Source organism: Specibacter sp. AOP5-B1-6 (assembly GCF_052376555.1).
In the GTDB taxonomy this organism is placed as follows: domain Bacteria; phylum Actinomycetota; class Actinomycetes; order Actinomycetales; family Micrococcaceae; genus Specibacter.
This window is the reverse complement of record NZ_JBQSVT010000030.1, coordinates 1-26,485: the sequence shown is the minus strand read 5'-3', so window position 1 is coordinate 26,485 and position 26,485 is coordinate 1. Positions and strand designations below refer to the sequence as shown.

Sequence of the window (26,485 nt, the reverse complement as noted above, 5' to 3'; positions counted from 1 at the left end):
GCCATGCCCACGGGAACTCCCTATCCGCGCACGGCGATCGTCACCGGGGCCGACAGGGGAATTGGCAAGGCAACCGCCGTCGCGCTTGCCCGGGACGGCTTTGACGTCGCTTTCACCTGGCATGACGACGAGGCCGGGGCCGCTGACACCACAGCCACCATCGAGGATCTCGGCCAGCGTGCTGCGTCGATGTGGCTGGACACCACCGAGCTGGCCAGCTGTGCGCCCGCGGTGAACCAGCTTGCCAATGAGCTCGGTTCGCTGGGGGTGTTTGTGAACAATGTGGGGGTGGGGCTGACCAGACCGGTCCTCGACACCGCCTACGCGGACTGGCAGCGCATCCTCGACACCAACCTCAATGGCGCATTCCTGTGCCTGCAGGCTGCTGCGAAACTGCTCGTGGCCGGTGGGTCCGGGGGCCGGATCGTCGTTGTCACCAGCATCCACGCCCACCAGCCACGGGTTGGCTACGGCGCTTATTGCGCGTCGAAATACGGCCTTGACGGGCTGACGAAGACCCTTGCCATTGAACTGTCCCAACACGCGATCACGGTCAACGCCGTTGCCCCCGGAGAGATTGCCACCCACCTCGGGCCGGCCGAAACCAGGCACCCGCATGACATTGCCCGGCCCGGGATCCCCCTGGGACACGCCGGAACGGCCCAGGAGGTGGCCGCCGTCATCGCCTTCCTGGCTTCCCCAGCAGCCAGCTATGTCACAGGTGCCAGCTGGGAGGTCGACGGCGGCATGGCCGAAGTGGGTGCGCAGGCGAGTTCGCATCTGGCCGACGACGAATGGCGCCGGGCCACCACCAACGGAACGAGCCAGGCCACCCCCAAGAAAACCAGCAGCGACGGGTAGCTGGGCGAACGCGGGCTACATCCGGCTCTTCAGCTTTGCCGTGGCCGGTGCCGTCCATGGGTCTTCGGGCCACGGATGCTTCGGATACCGTCCCCGCATCTCCGCCCGCACCTGCGCGTAGGGACCACTCCAAAAGGAAGCCAAATCGTCGGTCACGGCCAGCGGCCGTCTGGCCGGCGACAGCAAATGGAACAGGACGCGCACGCGTCCGTTGACCAGCCGGGGAGTGTCCGCCAGCCCAAAACATTCCTGGAGCTTCACGGCGACAACGGGAGGGCCGCCGTCGGACACGTCCGGGTAGTCAATCCTGATCCGGGACCCGCTGGGCACTGCCAGCGTTTCGGGAGCCAGCTCCCCCAACTTGGCAGCCTCCGGCCAGGGCAGCAGCCGGCGCAGGGGGTCCGTCAGGGACAGCGCCGGCAACGACCTGCCGGCTGCAACGCCTTCCAGTTCCGGACCCAGCCATTCGGGCAGCCGCGCCAGCAGCGCGGCGTCGCTGACATCCGGCCACGGTGCCCCCAGTTCGCGGTGCACCAGGGCAAGCCGGCGGCGCAGGGCGTCGGCCGTGCCAGTCCAGGACAGCAGGCCGAGGCCGTCCCGGGCCAGGGCCGCGGCCACCGCGTCCCGGCCCTGGGCAACGCTCGCCTTGACGGGTGTGGCTGACAGCAGCACAGCGCCCAGGCGGCGTTCCCTGCGGGCCGTGACCTTGCCGTTGGTGAACCTGGCGGCGACCTCATCCTTGAGCATGTGCGCGGCAGCGGCCTCGGCGTTCTGCTGGGCCAGCGGCGCCGCCGCACGAATGACGGCACCGGTTCCGGCGGCATCGCGGCCATCGGCCCGGGCAACCTCGGCCACGGCAAGCCACTCGTGACCGGTGAGCGAGCTGCCGGATGGCAGCCCCGCCCGGGTGCCCGACGTCAACAGGTATTGGTTCCCCGCAGCGCCGGCCACCAACCTGGCCACCCTGTCGGGGAAGGCAAGTCCGACGACGAAGCCCACCACATCGGCTCGCTCCACCTCCGATGCGCCCTGGCCGGCGCGGTCTTGGGAGCCGCGGCCGTGACTGCCGCCGGTGTCCTTGCGCACCAGCTGTTCCAAGCGCCGCACTTCCTGGTTCCAGCGGCGCGCACCGGGGTCGCGTCCGGAGCGCAGCGCGGCCAACGAGACCGTCAAGTCCGCCCCGGGCGCCCGACTGTCGCCCGACACCAAGGCAACTATTTCGGCTGCGGCCTTGGCTCCCACAACCTGTGCTCCGTCGAGCAGGGCCCTGGCCAGCCGGGGATCGGCGGGAATGGCGGCCAAGGTCTTGCCCAGGGTCGTGGCGTGTCCGCGGCCGTCAATGGCGCCCAATTCGCCCAAGACGGCAACAGCTGCCGTCATCGCTTGCGCGGGCGGGGCGTCGGGAAGCAGCAGGCCCTCCCCCTCAGGCGCGCCCCAGCAGGCCAGGGTCAAGGCGGCCGCGCTGAGTTCGGCCACGGCAATCTCGGGCATCGCGTGGGCCGGCGCAGCGGCAAAGGTCTTTTGGTCGTAGCAACGGACAACGGTGCCCGGGCCCAAGCGGGCCGCACGCCCCGCCCGCTGTTCTGCAGATGCGCGGGACGTGGAAACAGTGACCAGCCCGGTCATGCCCCGGGAGGCATCGCGCCGCGGTTCCCTGGACAACCCGGAATCAACCACCAGCCGCACGCCCGGCACTGTCAGCGACGACTCGGCCAGCGAAGTCGAGACGATGATGCGCGGCAGCCCGCCGGGCTCCCTCGCCGAAACGGCCCTGTCTTGTTCGCGGGCGGGCACTTGGCCGTGCAGTTCAAGGACGTCGGTGCCCTCGGCAGTGGCCCTGAGGCGGGCGGCAATGTGGCCCACCTCCCAGGCACCAGGCGCAAACACGAGCGCATCAATGTCGGGGTTCCCGGCCACAGCGGCGGCGTGTGCCGCGGCAGCGGTGTCGGCCACATGGTCAAGGAAGGCCCGAGAGATGCCGCGCTGATCAATGCGCGGCACGGCCGACGGCGCCCACCGCACCTCAAGGGGGTGCAAAGCCGACGGACAGTCGACCACGGGAGCCGGCGACCCGCCGTCGGACTCCCCCAGCAGCTGTGCAAAGCGCGCCGCGTCAAGGGTCGCCGACATGGCCAAAAGTGTCAGGTCGCCGCGCAACTGCCGGACCTCTGCCAGCATGCCCAGCAGGAGGTCGGTGTCAAGGCCGCGCTCGTGCACCTCGTCAAGCACGACGGCGGCCACCCCTTCCAGCCCCGGGTCGCGGAGCAGGCGGCGCAGGAGGATGCCGGGGGTCAGGAATTCGATGATGGTGCCGGCACTGGTGTGGCTTTCGCCGCGCACCGTGTACCCGACCCTGGCGCCCAGGGCTGTGCCGTCGAGTGCGGCCAAGCGTCTGGCGGCCGAGCGGACGGCCACCCGCCGTGGCTGGGTGACGATGATTTTCCGGTCTGCCCGGGCGCCGGCATTGAGCACATTGGCCACAAGCGGCGGGACGAGCGTTGTTTTTCCCGTGCCCGGCGGCGCCTGGACAACAGCCGCGGCACCGCCAGGTGGCGCGCCAGTGGTGTCGGGTGTGCCCTTGGCCGTGAGCACTCTCGCCAGTTCGGGCAGGGACTGGGCAAAAACCAGTCCCTGCCCAAGCCGGCCAAGATTAAACGGGCCGCCGGGATGCTTCATCGCGGCGGCGTCTGGCATATTGATCAGCCGATCTTCAATTCGCCCATTTCGTCCCAATCGCTGCCGTCAACCTTGCGGGAGACGATCTTCGGCGTGGAAACCAACGCCGGGCGCATGGTTTCCAGGCCCGCGGCGAAGTGTGCGCTGGAGACATGGGCGCCTGCGGCATCGTCGTCGAGGAACGCCTCGACGAGAACGTATTCGTTGGCGTCCTCGACGCTGCGTGACCAATCGAACCAGAGGTTGCCGGGCTCGGCGCGGGTTGCCTCGGTGAACGGGGTCACCAGTTCAATGAAAGTGTCGGTGAATTCGGGCTTGACCTGGTATTTAACAACAATAAAGTGCATAGCCCAAGCCTAGCGCCCGCGGGGCCCCGTGCGAGCGAAGCGAGTGATGGGGAGGGCGTGACGGCGCTAGCGCCCGCGGGGCCCCGTGCGAGCGAAGCGAGTGATGGGGAGGGCGTGACGGCGCTAGCGCCCGCGGGGCCCCGCGCGAGCGAAGCGAGTGATGGGGAGGGCGTGACGGCGCTAGCGCCCGCGGGGCCCCGCGCGAGCGAAGCGAGTGATGGGGAGGGCGTGACGGCACTGGCGCCCGCGGGGCTGGTGCCTCACCAGCCGCGCTCGCGCCATTGCGGCAGCGAGGAGCGCTCCGCGCCGAGCGTTGTTGCGTCCCCGTGGCCCGGGAGCACGTGGGTGTCGTCGCCGTAGGCATTGAACAGGCGTTCTTCGACATCGTCGAGCAGCTGGGTGAAGCGTGCCGGGTCCTTTTCGGTGTTGCCCACGCCGCCGGGGAACAGCGAGTCGCCGCTGAAGATCAGCGTTGTGCCGGCGTTGTCGGGCTCGGAGCTCAATACGTAGGCCATGGACCCGGGCGTGTGGCCGCGCAGATGCACGGTGGCCAACGCAATGCCGTCAACTGCCAGGGTTCCGCCGTGAACGAGGGAATTGTCTGTGGAGACTCCAGCTTCGGCCAGGATGCCTGCCATGTCGTCGGCTCCGGCCGCTGTCGCTGCCCCGGACTGGGCAACGAGTCCTGCCAGGGCCCGGACGTGGTCCCAGTGCTGGTGAGTCGTGGCAATCATGGCCAGTGACGCAGGCACTTCGGCATCGGCGGCGGCAGCTGCGAACAGTGCGTTGATGGCAGGCAAGTCGTCGGCTGCGTCGATGAGGATCTGGGCTCCGGTCGTCTTCGACGTAATTAAATAAACGTTGTTTTGCATCTCGGAGACGACGGCGCGTCTGACGGTGTGCATCGGAAGGTCATGGATCAGCGAGGATTCAGCATTCATGGGCTAAGCCTAGCGCCCGAGGGGCCCCGGGCGAGCGTAGCGAGTTTCGGGAGGGCGTGACGGCGCTAGCACCCGAGGGGCCCCGGGCGAGCGTAGCGAGTTTGGGGAGGGCGTGACGGCGCTAGCGCCCGAGGGGCCCCGGGCGGGCGTAGCGGGTTTGGGGAGGGCGTGACCGCCAACGACACCGGGCCCACCGCACGATGACGGCGGCCCACCCAAGGTGAGCCGCCGTCGTCGTGCATGAATCATGTGAGGCATGGAGCCAGAGGTGTTACTCGGCCGGTTCCAAGGACTCCGGAGCAGTGCCATTGGCAGCGGCCGGGGCGGCTTGCTCGGCAGCTTGGCTTGTATCGGAAGAACCGCCAACCACGCCCTGCAGCAACCCGATGATGTCAAGGCCGGTTGAGTCCTTGATCAGCTGGGTTGTCTGGTGGACGCCATTGGAGACGTTCTTGCTCAACTGGCTGGCGCCGTCGTTGGACACCACCGTCATGTTCTTGATGGCCGACATGGGTGCGGCAACTTCGCGGGCCATGGCGGGCAGCACCTCAAGGACCTTGCTGAGGATGGCGGCCTCGTTGAACTTCTCGTAGGCCTCGGCCTGGGCGGCGATGCCCGCAGCCTCTGCCACGCCCTTCGCCTCCGTGGACTCGGCTTCAGCCTGGCCCCGCGTCTTGATGACTGCCGCGTCGGCCCGACCGCGTGCCTCGATCACGGCGGCGTCGGCGTTGCCTCGCGCGGTGTTGGCGGCAGCGTCGGCCTCAGCGGCGACCCTGTCACCCTCGGCCGTGAGCTTGCGCTTGGCGAGTTCAACGGTGGCCTCGATTTCAGCGGCCTCCGAGGACCGGCGTCGTTCTTCAAGCTTGGCGTCAGCCTGCTGGATGAGCCGGTACTTGTCGGCATCTGCCGGCTTGCGGACCTCGGTGTCGAGCTCCCTTTCACGCAACTCAGCACGGCGCATGGCAACCTGCTGGTCGCGAATGATGACCTGCTCGTTCTGCTCAGCCGCAGCCAATGGACCGGCGGCATCGGCACGTGCCTGGCGGGCGTCGGCCTCTTCCTTGAGCTCGGCGCGCTTGATGGTCAGCTGCTGCTGTGCCAGGGCAACCTGCTCATCGGCGATGGCCCTGGCCTGCTCGGCTTCCTGCAGGAACTGGGCTTCGGCGATCTTCGCGTTCTTCTCAACGAGGGCGGCTTCCGGGCGGCCCAGGTTGGCCAGGTAGCCGGAATCGTCGTCGACGGACTGGATCTGGAAGGTGTCGATGACCAGACCCTGATTGTGCATCGAGTGCTCGGCTTCTTCCTTCACGCTCTTGGCGAAGGTGGCGCGGTCCTTGATGATCGACTCGACGGTCAGGGTGCCCACGATTGAACGCAGCGAACCTGACAGCGTCTCCTGGGTGTAGTGGTCGATGGCGTCCTGCTGGTTGAGGAAACGCTGGGCCGCCTTGCGCACGGACTCGGCATCGCCGCCGACCTTCACCTGGGCAACGCCCGTGAGGTGGAGCTTGATGCCGTTCTTGGAAATGCCCTCAATCTTCAATGACACCTGGCGGGAGGCCAGTGAGAGCGGGTAGGCGCGCTGCGTGAACGGGTTGATGAAAATTCGGCCGAACACAACACGCTGGCTGTTGGGATCCGGCTGGCTCTTGTTGTCCTTGGAGGAGATGACAAGGGCCTGGTCCGGACTGGCGATATGCAGGGCCATGCGCGAGATGATGGCACCAATGATGATGAGCACCACCAGAACGCCAAGCCCGATGAACAATGGAATGAGGGTCAGAGCTGACAACACGAGACCTTTCAGTTTTGGTGGCGGTCCGCTGGGTCTTCATGGCCCGCCTCGTCGCCTCAATCCTACGGACTTCGAGGGCATTCTCCACATGATGGAGAAACAAGCGTGCGATTGGGCCTCCGCCGTGCCGGAAACAGATAGTATGACCGCCCATTGTGTCTGGAATTGTCGCAGGGCCTGCAGTCAGCCCACCGCCATCGGGGCAGTTCGGCCAATGCGTGGGCACCGGGGTCCTGGATGCACGGGTTCACCGGGCATTGCCGTACGGTCCCTTGCGCCGCATGGCGCAGCCGGTATTGACTGGGAGCAGCAAAGTTCGTTCCGCACGAGGCGCGACCAAGGTCAGTGAACGGCCGATCGATCAGCCCCGGCCATGTGGCGGTGGAGGCCGTGACACCAGCCGCCGGCAGGTCAGCACGGACGGGACGAACCCGACGGGCAGATGGGCAAGGGCGCCAGATGAATGACCCAAGTGAAGTGACGATAGTTGTCGAGGCCGACGGGCCGGTGCTCTTGATCATCTTTCTGGTCCTGGCGCTCATCTCCATCGGCATCCAGATCCTGGAAAACTCGAGGCAGCGCAGAAAACTTGCCGTCTTGGCCGGCAGCAACCAAGAGACGCGGCAACGCAGCCGCGTGTTCTTTTACACTGTCTTGATCCTGGGCCTGCTCACGCTCGTCGCCAACTACATCACGGGCATCACCTCAAGTCTGGCGGCATCCCACATTGACGACGTCAAGGACCCCGTCAACCTGCTGTCCCTGCCCGGACTGGGCTTCACCTTCCTGACCCTGCTCGTGTACGCCGCGGCCATACTGTTCATCGCCGGATTGTTCCTGCGCAACGAACGCATTGAGCTTCCCGAACTCCTCGCGGACCTCAACGACGCCAGGAAGTTTGGCGCCCTGGACAGCCCCCACCAGATTGCGCACTATGCCGCCGAACTTGAGCAGTTGCGCCAAACACGGAACGCTGCCCGGGCCAAGCAGTTCACCGACGGGGACTTTGCTGTCTACTTCACATCCCGGGAGTCGCTGGACCGGCCCCGTGTCCGCCAACAGCTGCGGCACCTCAGGAGTGATCCGCAGCATCACGCCCGCACAGCGTATCTCCTCCGGAGGCTGTTGCTGAACTACCGGTTGTCCGGCGGGAAATGGCTGCTGCCGTTCGGCCTGATGGCTGCGCTGTCGCTGTACTTCACAGTGCAGGAGGCCATCAACGCGAACGACGGCGAACCCGACTATCTCTTGTCGGCCCTCTGGGCGGTTGCCTTCGTTTTGGGGCTCGCAGTCCTTGCCGGCCAGTTCCGTTGCGACGTGGGCAGGGCACTGCTGAAGTCCCGCAAGGAGTTCATCTCCGAGCAAACCGAGGCGGAGTGCCGGACCATTCTTGAGCAGGCAGCTGAGGACTTGTCCGCTCCCCCGGCACCCGCCCCGGCCGGCTCCGGGCACGACTGTGGGCGGGACGACTGGGTGCCGTTGCTGCGGATCGGCCGGTGGGAAGCCGGGCGCCGGCGGTCCAAGGGGGCTGGTTAGGATTCCATCGGCCAGGGTTTGGCCCTTTAGGCTGTCATGCCGGCCTGGACAGGGACATGGTCGACGGCGTTTCGGCGGTGGATCTTCTTGGTGTTGCGGTCAAAGCCTTTCGCGTCAAGGTTGTTGCCCAAGCGGTAGGACGCCAGTGCCTCGTCATAGATCTCATTCATCCGCCGGCCGGTGTACTCGGCCACGCTGCCGTCTGAGAATGTGATGGAAATCAGCGTCTTGGCGGGAAAATGCCGGCTCATGCGCACATATCCGTCGCTGTCCTGCTTCAGTTGGATCATGGGGTTCCGTCTCAAATCATCAGCGTCTCATTGCAAGTGGGACGGGCTGCCGTCCCCGGCTCCTGCCAGGGACGGAAGGCCTGCTTCGTCCGGGAATGGTGCCAGGGCGAAGCAGGCCGTAAAACTCATGTCGTTGGTGCCGGCAGTTGCTACTGGAGCCGCTTGCGGACCATTTCGGAGACGGCCTTGCCGTCGAAACGACCGGCGATCTCTGCGGTGATGGGCTTCATGGCGAGTCCCATCTGCTTCATGGAGAGTTTGCCCTGCTCCGCCTCGAGGCCCGTGATGATGCGGTCAACAACGGCTGCCGCTTCTTCGGCGTTGAGTGGTTTCGGCAGGTACGCCTCGATGACCTCCGCCTCGGTGACCTCTGCGGCTGCACGGTCCGGTTCGCCCGCTTCGGTGTAGATCTGTGCGGTGTCCCGGCGCTTGGCAGCTTCTTTCTGCAACAACGTGATCACCTGGGCGTCGTCGAACTCGACGGGGGTCTTGCCGCCCTTTTCACGCGTCTCGATTTCGCCCAGGACGTTGCGAACGGTGGTCAGGGCAATTTTGTTGCCAGCTTTCATGTGCCCGACGACGTCTGTCTTCAGTTGCTGCTTGAGCGTGGACATGTATTCCCCTAAATCTGCTGAAGGCTTCAGCTTGATGGTCATTGCCCCCAATTATCCTCCCTGGCGGCTGGTGCATTGCACGCACCCGGCTCCGCCTGGGCTGGCGGTCTTAAATCCTGAAGTCGGTCACCAGCCATGGCCGGGCAGACGTCCCCGGCGTAAAATTCCTTTCATCCCCAATTACGGAAATCAGGTGGTCCCCGTGCGGATCGAAATGAGCGAAAAATGGGTGCGTGCCATGGTCGGTGACACCGTCGTGGTTGACACCCGGGCGCCGATGCTGTTTTGGGAGGAAAAGTTTCCCGTCCCGTCATACGCCTTTGCCAAGGCCGACGTGCGCATGGATCTTTTGCTGCCAAGGGACGATGGACCCGTCGGTGGCTCGTTTTTTCACCTGCCCAAGGGGGCTGTGGCCCAATGGTTTGACCTGCACGTCGCCGGCAAGGTCAGCCCGCACGCAGCCTGGATCCTCGACGATCCCGCCGTGGGCGAGCGGATCGTATTCAATTGGCAGTCCGGCATTGTGGACCGCTGGTTGGAAGAGGATCAAGAGGTCCGCAGCCATCCGAGGGATCCCCACAAACGGGTCGAGGCGCTCCCGAGCTCACGCCACGTCAGTGTCGCCCTGGACGGCGTGACGCTCGCCGAAACCACCCATCCGGTGCTGCTGTTCGAAACCTACCTGCCCACCCGCTTCTATTTCCCCCGCAGCGGCGTCGACCTGGGCACGCTCAGCATCAGCGCCAATCGCAGCCACTGCCCCTACAAAGGCTGTGCGGATGAATACTGGGATGCCCCGGGAGCACCCGGCGTCGCCTGGTCCTACCCGCATCCCTACCCCGCAGTCGGAGCCATCGAGGGCAGGATCGCGTTTTACAACGAATCGGTCGACACCACGGTGGACGGCGTGCTGGTGCCCCGGCCGAGGTCCATCTTTTCGCAAACAAGAAACCGGCCTGGCACGGCTTGAGCCGGCGCCCGGCGCCGGTCAGCTACCCGGACCTGTCCAACAGGCCATGGTCAAGGGCATAGAGGGTGGCCGAGACCCGGTTGGTGGCACCAATCTTGGCATAAATGTGTTCCACATGGTTGCGCGCAGTCTTCGGGGCGATGAACAATGCTGCGGCGATGTCCTTGTTGTTCATCCCCTGGCACAGCCGGCTGAGCACCTCCAGTTCCCTTCCGGTCAAACCGGAGGATGGGCTGCGCCGTCGAGCCTGCCGATGACCGGCCACGACAAGGACCGCATTGACGGCGTCCTCGCCCAAACGGCCCGCCCGGGCCTCGAACCACAGCCGCTGTCCCGCTGCGCGCGGCGACATCGGCGCGCGGTGCGGCCGCGGCTCCAGCGACGTCTGATACGAGTCGGCGGCAGCGAGAATCCGCTGGCTTTCGTCAAGGCGGACAGCGCCAAGCCCGCGCGGGTAGCCCGAGCCGTCGAGCCGTTCGTGATGTGCACCGGCAACTTCAGCCACCCGCTGCATGTCCGGAACCCTGCCCAGGATGCGCTCACTCAGGTACGGGTACATCTGCAGTCGCTCAATGTCCATGGCAGACAGGGGCGAACTTTTGTCCCAGATTCCGTTGGAGACGCCCATCCGGCCCAGGTCGTGAGCCCATCCCGCGCGCCGGAGCACGGCCACCTCGTCGCCTGGCAGTCCGCGCTCCCCCGCCGCGCCTGCCGCCAGCTCGGCCACAGCGCGGGAATGCCCGGCGGTGAAAGGAGACTTCAGGTCGGCAAAATCTCCCATGGCCGACAGAATGGTGTCGATCCCGGCCCCCGACAGGGGTGCTTCGTCCGGGGCGGCCGAGAGGGCTTCCGGCCACGGGTCAAGCTCCAGCAGTCCGGCGGTCAGCTCGACGGCGTGCGCACAGAACAAGTCCGCCAGCCGGGGGTCGAACTGGGTGCCGCGGCGTTCCTTGACAGTGCCCACTGCCGCTGCAAGTCCGGACGTCCGAAGGAACACTTCGGCAGTGTCTGCGAGTTGCGCGATGCGCATTTCCACCGGAATTTCGACGCCGGACCGTCCTGCCGGAAGCCCCTTGCCGTCCCAGCGTTCAAAGGTGTGGCTGAGGATGGCAGGCATGCCCTGGTCCAATCCCACCCGCTCGGCCAAACGGCCCGCCGAGCTGCAATGCGAGCGGATCAAGGACCTGACCGCAGTGGTTGCCGTGGCCGCGAACTGTGCCCGTCGGGCCGCACGCTGCCCGCGCGGGAGCTTGGTTCCCGTGTGGCGCAGCATCAGGGACAGCATCGCGAGTCCGCGGGCGTCGATGAACTAGTAGTCGGACCGGAACGCGATGTCATCACCAAAAAGGGCCGCCAGTTCAAAGGAGTCGGCGTGGCAGCCGATCCAGGCGAGCTGGTTTGTGTAATAGATGCGGTCGCGGCCGGCCTGGTCGATATTGATGAGTGCCGCCATGCGCAGCCCCAGAAGAGTGGCCCGCAACATGTGTTCCATGGGCTGCCCAAGGCCGAGGTCGATGGCCAATGACAAGGCTGCCAGAATTTCCGGACGCCGCACGGCTGCCGGACCGCGCTGTGTTGGCGCCGCCGGGACCTGCCCCGCGGGCGGTACGTTAAAGTGTTCCGAGCCTTGATCCGCCACACGTCAATTCTACGACCGCAGGGCGCACCGCCCCAGACTTTAAGGGCCCAAGACCTTCAGGGTCCCAGACCTTCAGCCCGCGTGGAGCTCACGGCCTGCAGGCGTCTCAGCACCGAGCGGCGCCAACAGGGCGTCCTGAAGGGGCTGGCTCAGTCCGGGCGGGACATCGACATCAACCGCCAGTGCCTGCAGCGCCTTGCTGAAGTAGTTCCGGGCTGCCGCAGCCAGGGCAATGTCCACGATCTCCCGGTCGCTGAAGCCAACGTCGCGCAGGGACTGGGAGTCGCCGTCGTCCATGGAGACCGCGTTGGTGCTGAGCTTGTACGCAAAGTCCATCATGGCCACCTCCGCTGCGGAAAGGTCCGCGGCATGGTGGTCCCGGGCAAGCCGGATGAGGTCCGCCTCCGCCATGAATTTCAGCGTCTTCTTCCCGTGGGCCAGCAGGCAGGCAGCGGAGCAAAGACCGCGCGCGGCGGCCAGGGTCACCAGCTCGTAGCGGCGCATGCCCAGTGATCCGGCAATGGCCGACTGCAGCGCCCGCCATGCACCGCAGGCCTCCGGGTTCAGGACCAGCACCTTGGTGTGGCTGGGGACGTAGCCGATGGTTTGAATGTCGGCGGCATAAATTTCGCCGGCGAGCCCTGTGGCCTGCGGTTCCGGGACGGTTTCGACGATGCTCACGACGTTCTGCTTTCCCGAGGGGATGCCGCCGGAGCTGCAACTGGTGCAGCCGTCGACGGGAACCGCAGGCTCAGCTCGGCCACGAACAATCCCCGTTGCGGAAGCCAGAAGTCGGCCAGGTGGTCCTGCACGGCCAGCGGCTGGGGGGATCCGGCGTCGACCCCGGCAACGGTTGCCCGGCTGGTGCCGACGCTCTACACGCGCAGGGGCCGGGCCTGAAACGACTGGCCGTTGGGGACACGGCCGGTGAAGTTCAGCTTCCCGGCGCCCAGCGCCGGACCCATCAGCCTGCCCATGGTGGACAACACGCCGTCCCATCGCCACAGCGCCGGGGCATGTGCCGGGCCACCGCCGTGGCCGCCGCAGTCGTCCAGGTGGCTTTCATCCCCAGCTCCCAACGCACGACACCCGGCACACTCACCGCCAGCTCCCATGGGCTCGTCCATTCAGCTGAAACCGTTGATTGCCTGGTTTCGTGCAAGGCCGTGCCAAAGTACCTGGCACAGCTGACTTCCGGTGGGGCGTCGGCATGGATGCTCCACTGCCCGTCGGGGGTGCGCAGCCACACGGCGTGGTAGCCGGGGCCAACCGAGCTTGCCGGGAAACGCCTGAAGGCCAGGCAGTGGCCGGAGCTGAACGGCACACCCATGACCGCGTAGCCGCAAAATTGTTCGGCTGCGTCCTCCGGGAGTGCTGTTTCCGACTCCGCCAGGGCTGCGGACTGCTGTGGCGTTGTGGTTCTCAACGTGGGCTCCTTCACCTCATGTGAAGAGCGTATGACTGGGGTGCCCCCGTGCGCATGGGGCAAATGACCCATCCATGCGGGTCATTGTTTTGTGGAGGTCTGGTTGAGAAATGCTGCCTCGGCTTGCCGCTCCGCCCGTTCCTGGCAGGTGCGGCTCGGCGTGGCAAGCGCTTCCTTACCGGTCGTCGACGGGGAAGGACGGGTCGGATGGGGGCGGCTGCGGTGTGCCGGGGTCCGGCGGAGCCATGGGGTCGGGCGGAAATGTGGGATCGGGCGGAAACGGCGCGGGGAAGGGTTCGCCGGGCGGGGACGGCCTGTTCGGATCCGGCGGCTGCGTGGGATCCGGTGAGATCGGCGGCCGGCTGGGATCGGGAATCGTTGCTTTTGCAGGCGGCACCTGCGGCCGTGGCGGCGTATCCATGGCATCCCCACTCTCCTGGTGCGTGAATTTACGAACCCGTGACCCTGGGTTCAACATCTGGATCCCTCGACGTTTCCTCTTCCAACAGCTCGGGCTCCGGGACAATGAGGCCGATGAAATCCTCCACCGGCGACGGGTGGCCGCCATCCTTGGATGCGCTCTTGCCGGGGCCGCTGTCGTTGGTGTCGCTGTCGGGCTGTCCTTCAACTGGTTCTTCGCTCATGAGCCCACGCTACGCCGTATGCATTGATGCGGGAACCCCTCCCAGATGCGGCAGGCACCAAACGTCCATGGTTCCGGCCCGGAAAAGTCCCAGCTTGTCCCCAGCCCCCAATGACATAGTTCATTGCTTCGGGCCAAATTTTGAGGGGCAGCACATGCGCAGGAAATGGATCATCATCGCAGGATCCCTATTGCTGGTCGTCGGCGCCATCTGGGGAGGAAGTGCCATTTACGCAAACGTCGAGAACAGCAAGTCCCTGGACCAGCTCGCCCTTTCCACACCGACCGCCGGCACCGGACCGTCCAGCACTTTCGACGCCACCTCCATCGCCGGCAAGTGGCACGTTGCCGACGGTTCCCAAGCCGGTTACCGGGTGAAGGAAGTCCTCAACGGCCAGAACGTCACTGTGGTGGGCAGGACCGACGACGTCGAAGGGCAGGCGACCATCGACGGCTCCACTCTCAGCGCTGCAACAGCCACTGTGACCATGGCGGGCGTTGCGACGGACAACGGCAGCCGGGACAGCCAGTTCCAGGGCATCCTGAAGACGCAGGAATTTCCCACGTCCACTTTTGTGTTGACCACGCCGGTGGACATTGGCCCGCTCTCCAGCGGGCCCGTGTCGGTCCAGGGAGCCGGGGACCTGACGGTTGCTGGGGTGACCAGGCCGGTCACAGTCAGTCTCGAGGCGCAGGCAACGGACGGTGGCGTTGAGGTGCAGGGGTCCATTCCGATCGTGTTTTCCGACTTCGGCATTGATGCCCCGAACTTGGGTTTCGTCAAGGTAGAGGGCACGGGCACCATCGAGATGCTGCTCCAGCTCACCAAGTAGCCAGTGCACCTCAAAACCGGCAAACATTGGGCGCTATTCGCCGTCGAACGCCAGACCCCGCGCGGCCAGCTCCGCGCGCAGAATACGAACCGCCTTGGGTCCCACACCGTGAAGCTGAAGAAGGTGTGCAGCAGTCGCCGCAGTGAGCTGCCCGTAGCTGCTGATGCCTGCGCCCGCCAGGGCCCTCATGGCGGGCTTGGAAATGGCGGGCGGGAATTCACCGGCTGCTGCAGTGTTTGAATCGTTCATGGAGTTTCTCCTGGCGTCAATGTCCGTGGAGTCCATTCTCACCCATGCGTTCGCCAGCGAGGTCGATTGAGGCGGTGCCGCCCTGCCGGGCGCAAATCCCAGCAAAGAATGTGGCAACTCGTTCCCACCGCGCCAGCAGCCTTGCATGATGAGCCTGGACATGGGCACCTCCCCCAACTCTTTGGTCGTGTGACCCCTGCCGCACGCGTTCTGGAATGTCAGCGGCTGCCCCTAGGCTTGGATCAGCAGGTTTTGTCCACGTGTTGCGGGATCAGAACAAAGTACCCGAACATACAAGGACGTGAGCCCATGATGGGACCCCATCACGCTGCCAGCGGCGCCGCCGTCTGGCTGGCCCTGACCACACAATTTGACGTGGGCCTGGGCGCGGTGTCGCGCGTGCTGCCGTCGGTTCCTGAGGAGGTTTCCGTCGGCTTGGGGCTTCTTGACCTCACTCCCACGGGTGTGCTCGTGGGTGCCATGGTGACTGCCGGGGCCGCGTTGGTGCCCGACGCGGACCACCGCCACGCAACGATTGCCCACTCCCTGCCGCCGCTTTCAAACATCATGTGCATCCAGGTGGGCAAGATGTCCGGAGGCCACCGGCACGGGACACACTCCATCCTCGGCCTGGCCATCTTTGTCGCCATCGCGGTGCTGGCCGGGATGTGGACCGTTGAACTGCCAAATGTTGGCACCATTTTCCCCGGCGCAGGCCTGTTGGCCGTGCTGCTGACATCGTTCGCGGCCAAGGCCTTGAAGCTCATCCCCGACACCATGCGCAAGTTCCCCTGGGTGATCGGCATTGCCGCCGGCGCCTTCGTCACGTTCTTCGCCCCGCAGGAAGAGTTCTGGTTTCCCCTGGCCATGGCCCTGGGTGTTGCCATCCACATACTCGGGGACATGCTGACAACCGGCGGCTGCAACCTCATCTGGCCGTTGCGCATCAGGCCTCCCCGCTTCCTGCGCAGGATGCCGTTGGTGACGAACATCTGGCGGCCCAATGGGAACATTGCGCTGCCGATCCTGGGCAATGCCGGCTCCGTGCGGGAATGGCTGGTGCTGGTGCCCGTCAGCGGCTACGTCATCTGGGCGATGGCAGACACCGTGTTTTCCTGAGCTGCGTGCCCCGGGCGGCCGGACACGCGAGCCGCCGGTCGCCGTCGGGCATTCCAGTCACATCGCCTCGCCTGCAGCGGCACTGTTAATATGGAAGCAGCCCCGGAGCGACGGGAGACTCCCCGAGCGGCGTAAAGAAGTCAGGAATGATGCCAGGAATGTATGTCAAGATTTGCGGTTTGCAAACGACTGAAACCGTCGCCGCGGCCGTGGATGCGGGCGCCGACGCCATAGGTTTTGTCTTTGCCCCCGGCAGCCCCCGAACCGTCACCGCCGAACTGGCCGCCGAGCTTGGCAGCACCGTACCCGAGCGTGTTGAAACCGTGGGGGTGTTCCGCAACCAGCCCATCGACGAGGTCGTGGCTACGGCCCGCCGCGCCGGCGTCACGACGGTCCAACTGCATGGGGATGAGAGCCTGGCCGACATGGCCCGGTTGCACGGCGAAGGCTTCCGCACCCTGCGGGCCTTCTCTGCCAACGCCTACAACGCCCTCCCAGGTGATGAGCGGCTGGCCTGGGATTCCGAGCGGCTGCTGCTGGACGCCGTCGAACCCGGGGCTGGCGAGACTTTTGATGCCGCCGTGCTGGTCAACGGCGCCCCGCACGGCTTCTGGCTGTTGGCCGGCGGCCTGAACCCCGGCAACGTCGCCTCACTCGCGGCGTCGCTGAAACCGGCCGGCGTGGACGTTTCCAGCGGCGTCGAATCCAGCCGCGGCGTGAAAGATGTTGGGCTGATCCGGTCGTTCATCCGCGCCGCCCGCAACAACCCTTAAGACCGTCCGGAAGGCCCGAAGGATGCCTGGCTGCCGGCCCGGAATTACTCCCGCAACCGACTCAGAACCCAGTCCATGGCTTGTCGCACAGCCGCACGCGATGCCTCCGTGTCGTCGACAATGTCGAAACTGTGGTGTCCGTCGGCAACCTCGATGACGTCCAGCCGCGCCTGCCGCAGACGCCCTTCGGCGATGAATTCGTCCACAGTGACAGCTATGACCGGCTGCTCCTGACCGACACGGGTGACAAGCATGGGCACGTCGCCAGCCCCCGCCAGGGCTTCAGTGGGGCGGAAGCGGGCGTCAACGTCCATTCCCGGCCACGGGGCCATGATCGGATAACTGGCGGCGATGCAGCGCAGCCAGCTGGGTGTGTCCCGAATCCAATCCGCGGTCAGCATGCCGCCCCCGGAAAAGAACCACAGGGCCACGCGTTCGGGATCCACTCCGGGAAGGGCGCGCACAGCGGCGGCCGCTTCAACAATATCCCGGGCAGCATCGGCATACGCGGCGGTGGAGACCAATCCGTGCTCAACGACGACGCCCACCACCCCGTGCGCCGCGGCCAGGGAGCCATAGCCAACGAAGACCGGCCAGTCCCTGGGCCGGGGCTGCATGTCCGGCGGTACCGGTCCGCCGTGGACGAATAAGATGGCCGGCAGCAGGGGTTCGGCGTCTCGGTCACTGTTTCCCGAGGCGTGAGGGCCCTTGTCTTGCAGCCCTTCCGGCCTGTAGACATCCAAGGCGCCGTCACGCACAGCTTCTCGGGCCGGCACCGGCAGGACAAATGGATTCATGTAAGTGGGTTGCGCCATGACAACAGTCAACCAGATTCCGTCCCGTCTGTAACTGGTTCCTGAGATTGGTTTCTGGTGCACAATCCGGCGCAGTCCCGGCATGCCGCGAACACCCCGCCGCCAACCCCGTCGGCATGCACGAAGAAACTTCGTGGCGGTTGCCGTGAAAAAAGATTAAAGCCAATAGGCTTTACATAAATGGTCTGCATCAAGCCAACAGGGGTAATGGAGCGCTTGCATGCAGGGCCACGCAATTCGCTGACACAAAGAAAGCAGGACCCGTGCTGACACCTGACGACAGCGCCTTGCAGGCCGTGCGGCGCAGGCATGAACTGCGCGTATTGGAGTCTTTGGTGACCCACGGCAACAGGACCCGCAGGGAACTCGAAACAGACACCAACCTCTCCCGCACCACGCTGTCCGCCATCGTGGGAGAACTTCGCCGCCGGGGCGTGCTGACCGAAAACGACCAGTCGTTCCACGCCGCCGGGCGCAATGGGAGGCCCACAAAGGTCCTGTCACTCAATCCCAAGGCCGGCGCCGCCGTCGGCATTGAATTGGGACGGCGGCGCATCGGCATCTCCGTCACAGGCTTCGACGGCACCATCGTCACCCGCGAACGCCAGGACATCTCCAGCTCGATGGCACTGGACGCGAAGGTGAAACTTGCCGCAGGCATGGTCAAGGCGATGATCGACGACGGGCGAATCAACCCCGGGACGGTCGTCGGCACCGGCGTGGGCATTGCCAGCCGCCACGCCAATCCCCTTTCCTTGTCCGACGGCGCTGAACGGCAGTTTGATCCGCAGGGAGCCACTCTGGCGCCACTGCGGGAGGTGCTGCCCGCTCCCCTGCTGTGGGACAACAACATCCGCCTCGCCGCCATGGCCTATGGCAAAGACAGCGACAACCTTCTCTATGTGGTGCTTTCGGCCGGCATCAGCTCCGCCGTGGTGACAAACGGGGCACTGCTCCGCGGCGGCAACGGCCTCGCCGGTGAACTGGGCCACCTCAGCGTCGACTTCGCCGGCCCATCGTGCTGGTGTGGCCGCCAAGGCTGCCTGGAAAGCTTCATCAATGAAGGCAACGTGCTGGTTGAGGCAGCCCACCGGGGGCAGTCCTTTGCTTCCATTGCCGAGCTTGCCCAGGCCGCAGCCGACGGAAACGGCATCGCCGCCAACATCGTTGATTGGGCAGGTGAACTGCTGGCCCGCGCCATTGTTGGAGCCTGCGTCCTGCTGGATCCGAGCCGCGTCGTGATTGCCGGGGAACTCTCCCAGTTCGGGGAGCCGCTCCTGGTGCCGGTGCGCAAAGCCCTGGCCGAACAACACCTTGACCTGGGCCCGCGCCAGACCGTCATCAGCACCGCCGAGTTTGCGCCCAGCGCAGGCAGCGACGGTGCCGCCCAGACCGCCCTGAAGCACTGGGCGCTGGCAACTCTCAGCTAAGCCGCGCCGCCCTGTCCGGCGACGGGAGCCCTGTCCGGCGACGGGAGCCCACCGGCCGGCAGCGCCCGAGCGCGTCCTGCGCACCGCCGGGGGCTCCGATCAAGCGCGATCCGGCGGGCCCGACGTCGTCCCCTGGAGCACCGAAACGCCACAAAAGTTAACGCAAAGTCTATTTATGTAAAGGCTGTTGACATGATGTGATCCATGCCATAGATTTGTGGGCATGGCACCAAAAGACACCATCGCTCCCGTCGACCAGCTGTCGGCAACCCTTCGCAGCAAGACGCCCAGTGAGCAGTCAAGCAACCCCGCAGGTACACCCAAAAAGACCGCGAACCCCATCCGCCGCAAGCTCAGCCGCAAAACACTGCTGGCCATCAACTTCGGCTCCGTTGCAGCCGGCCTCGGCGCCTGGACCGCTTTCTCCGCTGCAGGGATCGTGGGGCTTCCCGGCCCGGTGGAGGTCCTGGTCCGTGGCGGGGAACTCCTCGCCGACGGCACGCTTGCCGAGGACACCGGCGCTTCCCTGGCCCGCGTCCTCAGCGGCTTCCTGATCGGCAGCCTGCTGGCCATTCCCGTGGGATTCCTCATGGGCTGGTACCAGGTTGGCCGCGCCGTCATCGAGCCCTGGGTGCAGTTCTTCCGCACCATTCCCCCGCTGGCGCTGCTGCCGCTGGTCATGGTCACCATGGGGATCGGCGAAACGCCCAAGATCTTCGTCATCTTCCTGGCCGCGTTCCTCTCCTGCGTGATCTCCACCTACCAGGGCGTGGTCAGTGTGGACAAGACGCTTATCAACGCCGCCCGCGTCCTGGGCGCGAACAGCATGACGATCTTCCGCCGCGTCGTGGTGCCCGCATCATCGCCGTTCATCCTGGTGGGCATGCGCATCGGCCTCGGTGCCGGCTGGGCCACAGTGGTCGCCGCCGAACTGCTTGCCGCCCCGAACGGCCTGGGCATGCGCATGCAGCAGGCACAAATCTTTTATGACATGCCCACCATCCTCGTGAACGTAATCGTCATCGGCATCTTCGGCCTGCTCATGGACCGCCTGCTGCTGATGATCGAGGCCCACCTGACCCGCTGGCAAGAACGCCGCTAAGGAGCAATCATGACAACCACAACACAAAAGGCCATGATCCGCTTCGAGGACCTGCGCCAGGAATTCACGCTCACCGGCACCACCTTCACCGCCTTGAACGGCGTCAGCCTTGACATTGCCGACGGCGAATTTGTCACCGTGGTGGGCCCGTCGGGCTGCGGCAAGTCCACCATGCTCAACGCGGCCGCCGGCCTGCTGGATCCCACGAGCGGCCGCGTCATGGTCGATGACCGCCAGGTCGACGGACCCAGCACCCGCACCGGCGTCATCTTCCAGCAGTACGCACTCTTCCCCTGGCTGACGGTCCGCAAAAATGTGGAGTTCGGCCTGGAACTAAAGAAGATTCCCGCCAAGGAACGCCGTGTCATCGTGGACCACTACCTTGAACTGGTGGGCCTGACCCGCTTCGCCGAGGCGCTGCCCAAGGAGCTCTCCGGCGGCATGAAGCAGCGTTGCGCCATCGCCCGCGCCTACGCCGTGAACCCCGAGATTCTGCTCATGGATGAGCCCTTCGGCGCGCTCGACGCCCTGACCCGCGTCCACATGCAGGAGCAGCTGCTGGACACCTGGACCAAGGAACGACGCACCGTCATGTTCGTCACGCACGACGTCGACGAGTCGGTGTTCCTGGCCTCCCGCGTCATCGTCATGGCAGCCCGGCCGGGCCGGATCCACCAGGAGATCAAGATCGACCTGCCCTACCCGCGCACCGAGGAAATGCGGCTCTCCGACGAGTTCGCCCGCCTTCGCGCCCAAGTCTGGGAAGCCGTCTACCACCAGCCCGGCGTCGCCGAGGCACACCAGTAGTTCACCCCCATTGCCACATTCCCCACGCACTTCCTGCCCAAATCCGGGCCCAGCACTCTCAGGAGAAGCCATGAACAAGACAATTTCGCGCCGCAACATCCTCCAGCTGTCCATGGGCGCCGCAGCGGTCTCGCTGCTGGCAGCCTGCGGGGCCAAGACCGACGATGCCGGCACCGCCGCGGGCGGGAAGGATGCGCTGGACATCAACGTTGGCTACATTGCCGACTACAACGGCGCCGCCCTCATGGCCGTTGCCGATCAGGAAGGCTACTGGGCCAAGGCCGGCCTCAAGCCCAAGTACCTGCCCTTCACCAACGGCCCGCTGGCCATCCAGGCACTGGGGACCAACAACGTTGACGTTGTCTACATTGGCTCCGGGGCACTGTGGCTCCCGTCTTCGGGGAAGGGTGAGATTTGGGCCGTGAACTCCGTGTCCAACGCCGACCGCATCATCGCCCAGCCCGGCATCAAGACCTTGGCAGACCTGAAGGGCAAAAAGGTCGCCGTCCCCACAGGCACCTCGGGCGACCAGCTGTTCAGCCTGGCCCTGGCCAAGGAAGGCCTCTCACGTGAAGACTTCGACGTCACCGCCATGGAGCCGCCGGCCGTTGTCGCCGCGTTCGCCGCCAAGCAGATCGACGGCGCAGCCCTTTGGTACCCGCTGATCGACAGCGCGAAGAAGGGCCAGCCGGACCTGGTGGAGCTGTACTCCAACGAAGACTTCATCGACACCCTCACCTTCCCGTCGACCTTTGTGGCCTCCCCCGGACGCGCCGCCAAGGACAAGGAGCTGGCCACCGGCTTCATTTCCGTGGTCAAGAGCGCCAACGACTTCCGCCACAGCAACCAGGAAGACACCATTGCCCTGACGGCGAAGTTCCTCAAGCTCAAGGAAGAGGACATGGCAGCACAGGCCAGCGTGGCCAAGCTGTTCACGTCAAAGGAACTTGAGACGCTCTCCACGGAAGGGACCGTGGACACGTGGCTCAATGGTTTGCAGGAGCAGTTCAAAATAGACGGAAAAATCACGGCGATCACCGATCCCAAGACCTTCTACAATTCCGAACTCTTCGTCAGCGCTCCGACGGTCTAAATCTCAATGTCACCTTCGAACCACACCAGCAAGCGCCAAAACATGCTGTTCCTCATGACGGACCAACAGCGCATCGACACCCTGGGCTGCTACGGCAACACCTCACAGCACACCCCGAATCTGGACAGGCTGGCGGCCCGCGGCACCACCTTTGACCGGGCCTACACGCCCACGGCCATTTGCACGCCCGCGCGGGCGAGCCTGCTGACCGGGCTCCAGCCCTTTGAACACGGCCTGTTGGCCAACTACGAATGGAACTCCGGCCACCGGGAGGAGCTGCCCGATGGGCTGCCGACCTTCTCGGCCGCCCTGACGGAGCAGGGCTACCGGCTGGGCCATGTGGGCAAGTGGCATGTGGGCAGGGACCGCGGCCCCGAACACTACGGCTTTGAGGGCATCCACCTGCCCGGCGCCCTCAACGTCTTTGACGATCCGGGCTACGAGGACTGGCTGAAGGCCAACGACCATCCCGACTTCCGAATCTCCAGCCCCGTCTACACCACGCGGGCGGACGGCAGCCAGGGACACCTGATTGCCGGCGTGACGGACCAGCCCACGGAGGCCACCTTTGAGGCGTTCCTTGCGGACCAGACCATTGCCAAACTGCGTGAGTTCGCGGCCGGTGCCCTGCAGGAGCAGGACGGTACGCCGTTCTTCCTTTCCTGCCACATCTTCGGACCGCACCTGCCCTACCTCATCCCGCAGCAGTGGTACGACATGGTTGACCCGTCCACCATTGAACTGCCCGGTTCCTTCGCCGAGACGTTCCACGGCAAGCCCATGGTCCAGCAGGCCTACGCGGAATACTGGTCAACCGATTGCTTCTCGGTGGAGGAGTGGAAAAAGCTCACGGCCGTCTATTGGGGCTACGTTGCCATGATCGACCATGAGATCGGCCGGATCCTGGAAGTGCTCGACGAGCTGGGGCTGACGGACACCACCGCTGTCATGTTCACGGCGGACCATGGCGAATTCACCGGCGCGCACCGGCTCAACGACAAGGGCCCGGCCATGTATGAGGACATCTACCGGATACCGGCCATCCTTGCCCTGCCTGGGGAGGTGGAACGCCGCGAGGACCGATTCATCAGCCTGCTGGATTTCACGGCCACGTTCCATGAGATCGCCGGGGCGGACGCCTCGGGCGTCCATGGCAGGAGCCTGCTCCCCCTGGCGCACGGCGAACCGGTGGAGGGCTGGCGAGAAGACATCCTGTGCGAATTCCACGGCCACCACTTCCCCTATGCCCAGCGCATGATTCGCAACAAGGAAGTGAAGTACATTGCGAATCCGGAGGGCATTGACGAGTTCTACGACATGATCGCAGACCCGGACGAGCTCACCAATGTCGTCAACGTACCCTTCTACCGCGGCCAGGTCAGCGCCATGCGCCGGGCCATGTACCGCCAACTGGTTGAACGCGGCGACAAGTTCGCCCAGTGGCTGGCGTTTGCCGGGGACATTCCCGAGGCCGACCGCGTCCGTCCGGACACCGCCGTCGAACGTTTCATCACTCACTGACACCACCCGCTCCGGATGCCTCTTGCGGTCCCAAGAGAAGTAAGGCGAGTACCCGCATGAAAGCATTACGACCATTGAAGAGAACGACGACGGCCGGGCTCGCCTGCGCCGCGGCGCTGGGATTGTTTGCAGCGGTCCTCCCCGCGGCGGTGAGCGCAGCCCCGGCACAGGCGGCACCAATTGTGGTGCCGCCGCCGGCTCCCGTTGAGCAGCCGGTCAATCTGGCACTGACCGGCACGGCCACGGCCTCCAGCATCGAGTCCGCCCTGCCGAACAACACTGCCGCCATGGCCATCGACGGCAACAGTGGAACCCGCTGGTCCTCCAACTATGTGGACGCAACGTGGCTGCAGGTGGAACTGGCAGCAACCGGCCCCATTGACCATGTGAAGATCGGCTGGCCCAACGCTGCAGCTCGCGCATACACGCTGCAGACATCCATGGACGGCACCACCTGGACGGATGTCAAGGACATGACCTCGGAGACGGGCCCCGGCCGCGTCGATGACGTCCACCTGGGTGTCGCACAAGCCAAGTTCGTGCGCCTGCTCGGTGCGAAGCGTTGGTCAACGTATGGCTACTCCATCTCCGAATTCGAGATCTATGACAAGGCGCAGCCTGTCGTCCCGGAAGGCCCGGCACTGGTGCCGCTGCCGGCGTCACTGGCCGAGACAGCCGACGGCACCTTCCGGCTGCTGCCATCGAGCCGCATCGTGGCCACCGGTGATGCTGTTGCCGCCGCGACATACTTCGCCGAGAAGGCACGCAAGAGCACCGGATTTGCGCTGCCGGTGGTTGGCGGTTCGGCAACGTCGAACGACGTGGCCGTCACGGTCGCTGCCGGGAGTTCCGAGGACAAACCGGAGAGCTACGCGCTTCAAGCCGATGCACAGGGTGCACGGGTTGAGGCCAACTCTGCGGCGGGTGCGTTGAACGGTGTCCAGACCCTCCGCCAGCTTTTCCCGCAGTGGATTGAATCGGACACGGCGGTCAACACGCCCTGGACCGTCGACGGCGTCGTCATCAGCGACCACCCCCGCTATGAGCACCGGGGCATCCAGATTGACGTTGCCCGGTCCTTTTACACCGTCGATGAGATGAAGGAACACATCGACAATGCCGCACAGTTCAAGTTCAACCGCCTGCACATCCACCTGACGGACGACCAGGGCTGGCGCATTGCGATGGACCAGCCGGCAAGCAGCCCGTCGGGCATCAAGTACGCGGACCTGACGGGCATCTCCGGCAAGACGGCCATGACCTACAACGATGCCGGCGTCCTGCAGGGCACCGAACTGGGCCACACCGGCTTCTATTCCAAGGCCGACTACCAGGAGATCGTCCGCTATGCCGGTGAGAATGGCATGGCGGTGGTCCCCGAAATTGACATGCCCGGCCACACCACGGCTGCCCTGCACGCCATCCCCGAACTGAACTCGTCAGGGGCGGCCCCGAAACCGCTGCCCGGCACAGACACGGCGCCGGCCCAAGGCTCCGGCAACGTTGGCGGCTCCACCTTCGACGCCGACAGCGCGGCGACGTACGAGTTCACGAAGGAGGTCCTGACTCAAATCGCAGCCATGACTCCCGGACGCTATGTCCACATTGGCGGCGACGAATCATTTGTCACCCCGCACGAGAAGTACACCAAGATGGTGTCGGCGTTCGCCGACCAGGTGGTGGCCACGGGCAAGCAGGTCATTGGCTGGAACGAGTATGCCTCGGCGGAGCTGCCGGCCGGCTCGGTCGTGCAGTATTGGAGCGGCAACCGCCAGGGCGTTGCCGACCGCATTGTGGCGAACGACTCCAAGGTGATCCTGTCCCCGGTGGAGAGGACGTACATTCCACAGAAGCAGGACAACTCCGAGGCCGTGGGCGGCACGTGGGCCTGCGGCGGCGCCTGCACCCTGCAAAACCATTACGACTGGAATCCAAGCACCTACCTGCCGGGCATTGGCGACGACCGGATCCTCGGAGTGGAGACAGTCCAATGGGGCGAGTGGATCCGCGGCATGGAACAAACCGAGTCCTATCAGTACCCGCGCAGCCTGGCAACGGCCGAAGTGGGATGGTCCCCGCAGGAATCCCGCAGCTACGCTGACTTCACGAAGCGCGCGGGAGCCTTGGGCGGGCGCATGGCCATCCAGGACCTGACACATTTCACGACCACGGACGTGGACTGGACGACGGCCCCGGCCGCACCGGAGGAAATGCCGGCACTTGTGGATCCTGCCGCACTTCCTGCCGAGTCCCCGGTTGACCTGGGAGTTCCGGCCACGGAGTTCGACGGCGGCGAGTACGTCACGATGGGCAGGCTGCCGGCCAACGCCTGGCTGCTGCTTGCAGTCCACGGGACCGCTGACGACGGTGCGGCTGCCCTGAACAGCCGGGACACTGCCGTGAGCAGCGGGTGGGTTCGCACGAATGCGGCCGGTGAGGCTCCCTTGACCATACCCACGGGCTTGGCGCCGGGCGGCCATGTCGTGACTGTGCAAGGTGACAGCGGGCTGCTGCTTGGCTTTGCGACCGTGACCATGGCAGCGGACGAGGCGCCGCCGACGACAGCACCGGCAACCACAGCACCGGCCACGGCCGAACCCACGGAGGCACCGACGGCCGTGCCCACTGATCCGGCCTCGGATCCTGCCGGGGAAGCCACCACGGCTCCTGCCGCCACCCAGCCTGCGGGGGACGCCACAACTCCCCCGGCAGCAACAGAGCCTGCAGCGCCCGCCACCCCAGCGGGCACTGAAACTGCGGGCCCTGATACAGACCCAGCCGGGGACGGCGCCGCCAGCGGCGCCCCAACGGAAGGAACGACGTCGCCCACGGCGTCTTCCGGCGGGAACAAGACGGATGATTTGGCGCGCACAGGCGCCACATCTTCCTTGATGCTTGGTGGTGCGGCCCTGGCGTTGATCATGGGCTGGACAATTCTGGCCGGCGCACGCCGACGGGCCAGAATGCACTAGGCGTCAAACCACACCAAGGGGGTCGTTTTTGGG

Annotated in this window: 25 protein-coding genes; 12 read left to right on the top strand and 13 right to left on the bottom strand. The window is 65.5% G+C overall.

Features of this window, described 5'->3' with window-relative positions; genetic code table 11:
• Positions 1-3 precede the first annotated feature (3 nt).
• On the top strand, positions 4-861 hold the full coding sequence (locus tag ACT3TS_RS14365; protein WP_444532195.1) for an SDR family oxidoreductase: 858 nt from the start codon (positions 4-6) through the stop codon (positions 859-861).
• A gap of 15 nt (positions 862-876) precedes the next feature.
• Here ACT3TS_RS14365 and hrpB read toward each other — a convergent pair whose 3' ends face one another.
• From hrpB to ACT3TS_RS14345, 4 genes are all read right to left on the bottom strand, one after another.
• Positions 877-3,555, bottom strand: coding sequence for an ATP-dependent helicase HrpB (gene hrpB, locus ACT3TS_RS14360; RefSeq protein WP_444532194.1), 2,679 nt, complete (start codon positions 3,553-3,555; stop codon positions 877-879).
• 5 nt (positions 3,556-3,560) lie between these two features.
• A complete protein-coding gene (locus tag ACT3TS_RS14355; RefSeq protein ID WP_444532193.1) occupies positions 3,561-3,884 on the bottom strand; it encodes a putative quinol monooxygenase in 324 nt (107 codons plus the stop codon).
• A 260-nt stretch (positions 3,885-4,144) separates the two neighbouring features.
• Complete coding sequence (locus ACT3TS_RS14350; RefSeq protein ID WP_444532192.1) at positions 4,145-4,825, bottom strand: MBL fold metallo-hydrolase; 681 nt, start codon at positions 4,823-4,825, stop codon at positions 4,145-4,147.
• A 271-nt stretch (positions 4,826-5,096) separates the two neighbouring features.
• Entirely contained in the window at positions 5,097-6,620 is a 1,524-nt protein-coding gene (locus tag ACT3TS_RS14345; RefSeq protein WP_444532191.1) for a flotillin family protein, read from the bottom strand.
• Between the two features lie 459 nt (positions 6,621-7,079).
• Between ACT3TS_RS14345 and ACT3TS_RS14340 the strand changes: the two genes are divergently transcribed.
• A complete protein-coding gene (locus tag ACT3TS_RS14340) occupies positions 7,080-8,156 on the top strand; it encodes a hypothetical protein (protein ID WP_444532190.1) in 1,077 nt (358 codons plus the stop codon).
• Between the two features lie 26 nt (positions 8,157-8,182).
• On the opposite strand, the gene ACT3TS_RS14335 is transcribed toward ACT3TS_RS14340, so the two are convergent.
• Positions 8,183-8,446 carry a hypothetical protein gene (locus tag ACT3TS_RS14335; RefSeq protein WP_444532189.1) on the bottom strand — a complete coding sequence of 88 codons (264 nt, stop codon included), beginning with the start codon at positions 8,444-8,446 and terminating at the stop codon, positions 8,183-8,185.
• 149 nt (positions 8,447-8,595) lie between these two features.
• The gene (locus ACT3TS_RS14330) at positions 8,596-9,060 is read right to left on the bottom strand and encodes a GatB/YqeY domain-containing protein (protein ID WP_444532210.1); all 465 of its coding nucleotides are present in this window, start codon (positions 9,058-9,060) and stop codon (positions 8,596-8,598) included.
• Between the two features lie 214 nt (positions 9,061-9,274).
• Between ACT3TS_RS14330 and ACT3TS_RS14325 the strand changes: the two genes are divergently transcribed.
• On the top strand, positions 9,275-10,030 hold the full coding sequence (locus ACT3TS_RS14325) for a DUF427 domain-containing protein (RefSeq protein WP_444532188.1): 756 nt from the start codon (positions 9,275-9,277) through the stop codon (positions 10,028-10,030).
• A gap of 22 nt (positions 10,031-10,052) precedes the next feature.
• Here the strand turns inward: ACT3TS_RS14325 and ACT3TS_RS14320 are convergent, their stop codons facing one another.
• The 5 genes from ACT3TS_RS14320 to ACT3TS_RS14300 form a co-directional block, all read right to left on the bottom strand.
• A complete protein-coding gene (locus ACT3TS_RS14320; RefSeq protein WP_444532187.1) occupies positions 10,053-11,315 on the bottom strand; it encodes an HD domain-containing phosphohydrolase in 1,263 nt (420 codons plus the stop codon).
• Positions 11,316-11,339: 24 nt separating this feature from the next.
• On the bottom strand, positions 11,340-11,669 hold the full coding sequence (locus ACT3TS_RS14315; RefSeq protein WP_444532186.1) for a hypothetical protein: 330 nt from the start codon (positions 11,667-11,669) through the stop codon (positions 11,340-11,342).
• A 72-nt stretch (positions 11,670-11,741) separates the two neighbouring features.
• Positions 11,742-12,350, bottom strand: coding sequence for a carboxymuconolactone decarboxylase family protein (locus ACT3TS_RS14310; RefSeq protein WP_444532185.1), 609 nt, complete (start codon positions 12,348-12,350; stop codon positions 11,742-11,744).
• 283 nt (positions 12,351-12,633) lie between these two features.
• Positions 12,634-13,095 (bottom strand): hypothetical protein, encoded by a 462-nt coding sequence (locus ACT3TS_RS14305; protein WP_444532184.1) that lies wholly within the window; start codon positions 13,093-13,095, stop codon positions 12,634-12,636.
• A gap of 449 nt (positions 13,096-13,544) precedes the next feature.
• Positions 13,545-13,739, bottom strand: coding sequence for a hypothetical protein (locus ACT3TS_RS14300; protein ID WP_444532183.1), 195 nt, complete (start codon positions 13,737-13,739; stop codon positions 13,545-13,547).
• A gap of 154 nt (positions 13,740-13,893) precedes the next feature.
• Here ACT3TS_RS14300 and ACT3TS_RS14295 point away from each other — a divergent pair, with 154 nt between their 5' ends.
• On the top strand, positions 13,894-14,571 hold the full coding sequence (locus tag ACT3TS_RS14295) for a YceI family protein (RefSeq protein ID WP_444532182.1): 678 nt from the start codon (positions 13,894-13,896) through the stop codon (positions 14,569-14,571).
• A gap of 33 nt (positions 14,572-14,604) precedes the next feature.
• On the opposite strand, the gene ACT3TS_RS14290 is transcribed toward ACT3TS_RS14295, so the two are convergent.
• The gene (locus ACT3TS_RS14290) at positions 14,605-14,820 is read right to left on the bottom strand and encodes a hypothetical protein (RefSeq protein WP_444532181.1); all 216 of its coding nucleotides are present in this window, start codon (positions 14,818-14,820) and stop codon (positions 14,605-14,607) included.
• 309 nt (positions 14,821-15,129) lie between these two features.
• Here ACT3TS_RS14290 and ACT3TS_RS14285 point away from each other — a divergent pair, with 309 nt between their 5' ends.
• Positions 15,130-15,939 carry a metal-dependent hydrolase gene (locus ACT3TS_RS14285; protein ID WP_444532180.1) on the top strand — a complete coding sequence of 270 codons (810 nt, stop codon included), beginning with the start codon at positions 15,130-15,132 and terminating at the stop codon, positions 15,937-15,939.
• Positions 15,940-16,085: 146 nt separating this feature from the next.
• Positions 16,086-16,712, top strand: a complete 627-nt coding sequence (locus tag ACT3TS_RS14280; RefSeq protein ID WP_444532179.1) for a phosphoribosylanthranilate isomerase — start codon at positions 16,086-16,088, stop codon at positions 16,710-16,712.
• A 44-nt stretch (positions 16,713-16,756) separates the two neighbouring features.
• Here the strand turns inward: ACT3TS_RS14280 and ACT3TS_RS14275 are convergent, their stop codons facing one another.
• Positions 16,757-17,527: an alpha/beta hydrolase family protein gene (locus ACT3TS_RS14275; RefSeq protein WP_444532178.1), complete on the bottom strand. Its 771-nt coding sequence runs from the start codon at positions 17,525-17,527 to the stop codon at positions 16,757-16,759.
• Positions 17,528-17,790: 263 nt separating this feature from the next.
• Here ACT3TS_RS14275 and ACT3TS_RS14270 point away from each other — a divergent pair, with 263 nt between their 5' ends.
• From ACT3TS_RS14270 to ACT3TS_RS14245, 6 genes are all read left to right on the top strand, one after another.
• Entirely contained in the window at positions 17,791-18,957 is a 1,167-nt protein-coding gene (locus ACT3TS_RS14270) for an ROK family protein (RefSeq protein ID WP_444532177.1), read from the top strand.
• A gap of 223 nt (positions 18,958-19,180) precedes the next feature.
• Positions 19,181-20,059, top strand: coding sequence for an ABC transporter permease (locus ACT3TS_RS14265; protein WP_444532176.1), 879 nt, complete (start codon positions 19,181-19,183; stop codon positions 20,057-20,059).
• Between the two features lie 9 nt (positions 20,060-20,068).
• Positions 20,069-20,866 (top strand): ABC transporter ATP-binding protein, encoded by a 798-nt coding sequence (locus tag ACT3TS_RS14260; RefSeq protein WP_444532175.1) that lies wholly within the window; start codon positions 20,069-20,071, stop codon positions 20,864-20,866.
• Positions 20,867-20,936: 70 nt separating this feature from the next.
• Positions 20,937-21,959 carry an aliphatic sulfonate ABC transporter substrate-binding protein gene (locus ACT3TS_RS14255; RefSeq protein ID WP_444532174.1) on the top strand — a complete coding sequence of 341 codons (1,023 nt, stop codon included), beginning with the start codon at positions 20,937-20,939 and terminating at the stop codon, positions 21,957-21,959.
• Positions 21,960-21,965: 6 nt separating this feature from the next.
• Positions 21,966-23,480, top strand: a complete 1,515-nt coding sequence (locus ACT3TS_RS14250) for a sulfatase-like hydrolase/transferase (protein ID WP_444532173.1) — start codon at positions 21,966-21,968, stop codon at positions 23,478-23,480.
• 74 nt (positions 23,481-23,554) lie between these two features.
• Positions 23,555-26,452: a family 20 glycosylhydrolase gene (locus tag ACT3TS_RS14245; protein WP_444532172.1), complete on the top strand. Its 2,898-nt coding sequence runs from the start codon at positions 23,555-23,557 to the stop codon at positions 26,450-26,452.
• The last annotated feature ends 33 nt before the right edge of the window (positions 26,453-26,485 follow it).

Bases quoted from the DNA above. Each gene is read 5' to 3' on its own strand.
- ACT3TS_RS14365 (WP_444532195.1), top strand. From the start codon at position 4: ATGCCCACGGGAACTCCCTATCCGCGCACGGCGATCGTCACCGGGGCC.
- hrpB (WP_444532194.1), bottom strand. From the start codon at position 3,555: ATGCCAGACGCCGCCGCGATGAAGCATCCCGGCGGCCCGTTTAATCTT.
- ACT3TS_RS14355 (WP_444532193.1), bottom strand. From the start codon at position 3,884: ATGCACTTTATTGTTGTTAAATACCAGGTCAAGCCCGAATTCACCGAC.
- ACT3TS_RS14350 (WP_444532192.1), bottom strand. From the start codon at position 4,825: ATGAATGCTGAATCCTCGCTGATCCATGACCTTCCGATGCACACCGTC.
- ACT3TS_RS14340 (WP_444532190.1), top strand. From the start codon at position 7,080: ATGAATGACCCAAGTGAAGTGACGATAGTTGTCGAGGCCGACGGGCCG.
- ACT3TS_RS14335 (WP_444532189.1), bottom strand. From the start codon at position 8,446: ATGATCCAACTGAAGCAGGACAGCGACGGATATGTGCGCATGAGCCGG.
- ACT3TS_RS14330 (WP_444532210.1), bottom strand. From the start codon at position 9,060: ATGTCCACGCTCAAGCAGCAACTGAAGACAGACGTCGTCGGGCACATG.
- ACT3TS_RS14325 (WP_444532188.1), top strand. From the start codon at position 9,275: ATGAGCGAAAAATGGGTGCGTGCCATGGTCGGTGACACCGTCGTGGTT.
- ACT3TS_RS14320 (WP_444532187.1), bottom strand. From the start codon at position 11,315: ATGCTGTCCCTGATGCTGCGCCACACGGGAACCAAGCTCCCGCGCGGG.
- ACT3TS_RS14300 (WP_444532183.1), bottom strand. From the start codon at position 13,739: ATGAGCGAAGAACCAGTTGAAGGACAGCCCGACAGCGACACCAACGAC.
- ACT3TS_RS14295 (WP_444532182.1), top strand. From the start codon at position 13,894: ATGCGCAGGAAATGGATCATCATCGCAGGATCCCTATTGCTGGTCGTC.
- ACT3TS_RS14290 (WP_444532181.1), bottom strand. From the start codon at position 14,820: ATGAACGATTCAAACACTGCAGCAGCCGGTGAATTCCCGCCCGCCATT.
- ACT3TS_RS14285 (WP_444532180.1), top strand. From the start codon at position 15,130: ATGATGGGACCCCATCACGCTGCCAGCGGCGCCGCCGTCTGGCTGGCC.
- ACT3TS_RS14280 (WP_444532179.1), top strand. From the start codon at position 16,086: ATGATGCCAGGAATGTATGTCAAGATTTGCGGTTTGCAAACGACTGAA.
- ACT3TS_RS14275 (WP_444532178.1), bottom strand. From the start codon at position 17,527: ATGGCGCAACCCACTTACATGAATCCATTTGTCCTGCCGGTGCCGGCC.
- ACT3TS_RS14265 (WP_444532176.1), top strand. From the start codon at position 19,181: ATGGCACCAAAAGACACCATCGCTCCCGTCGACCAGCTGTCGGCAACC.
- ACT3TS_RS14260 (WP_444532175.1), top strand. From the start codon at position 20,069: ATGACAACCACAACACAAAAGGCCATGATCCGCTTCGAGGACCTGCGC.
- ACT3TS_RS14255 (WP_444532174.1), top strand. From the start codon at position 20,937: ATGAACAAGACAATTTCGCGCCGCAACATCCTCCAGCTGTCCATGGGC.
- ACT3TS_RS14250 (WP_444532173.1), top strand. From the start codon at position 21,966: ATGTCACCTTCGAACCACACCAGCAAGCGCCAAAACATGCTGTTCCTC.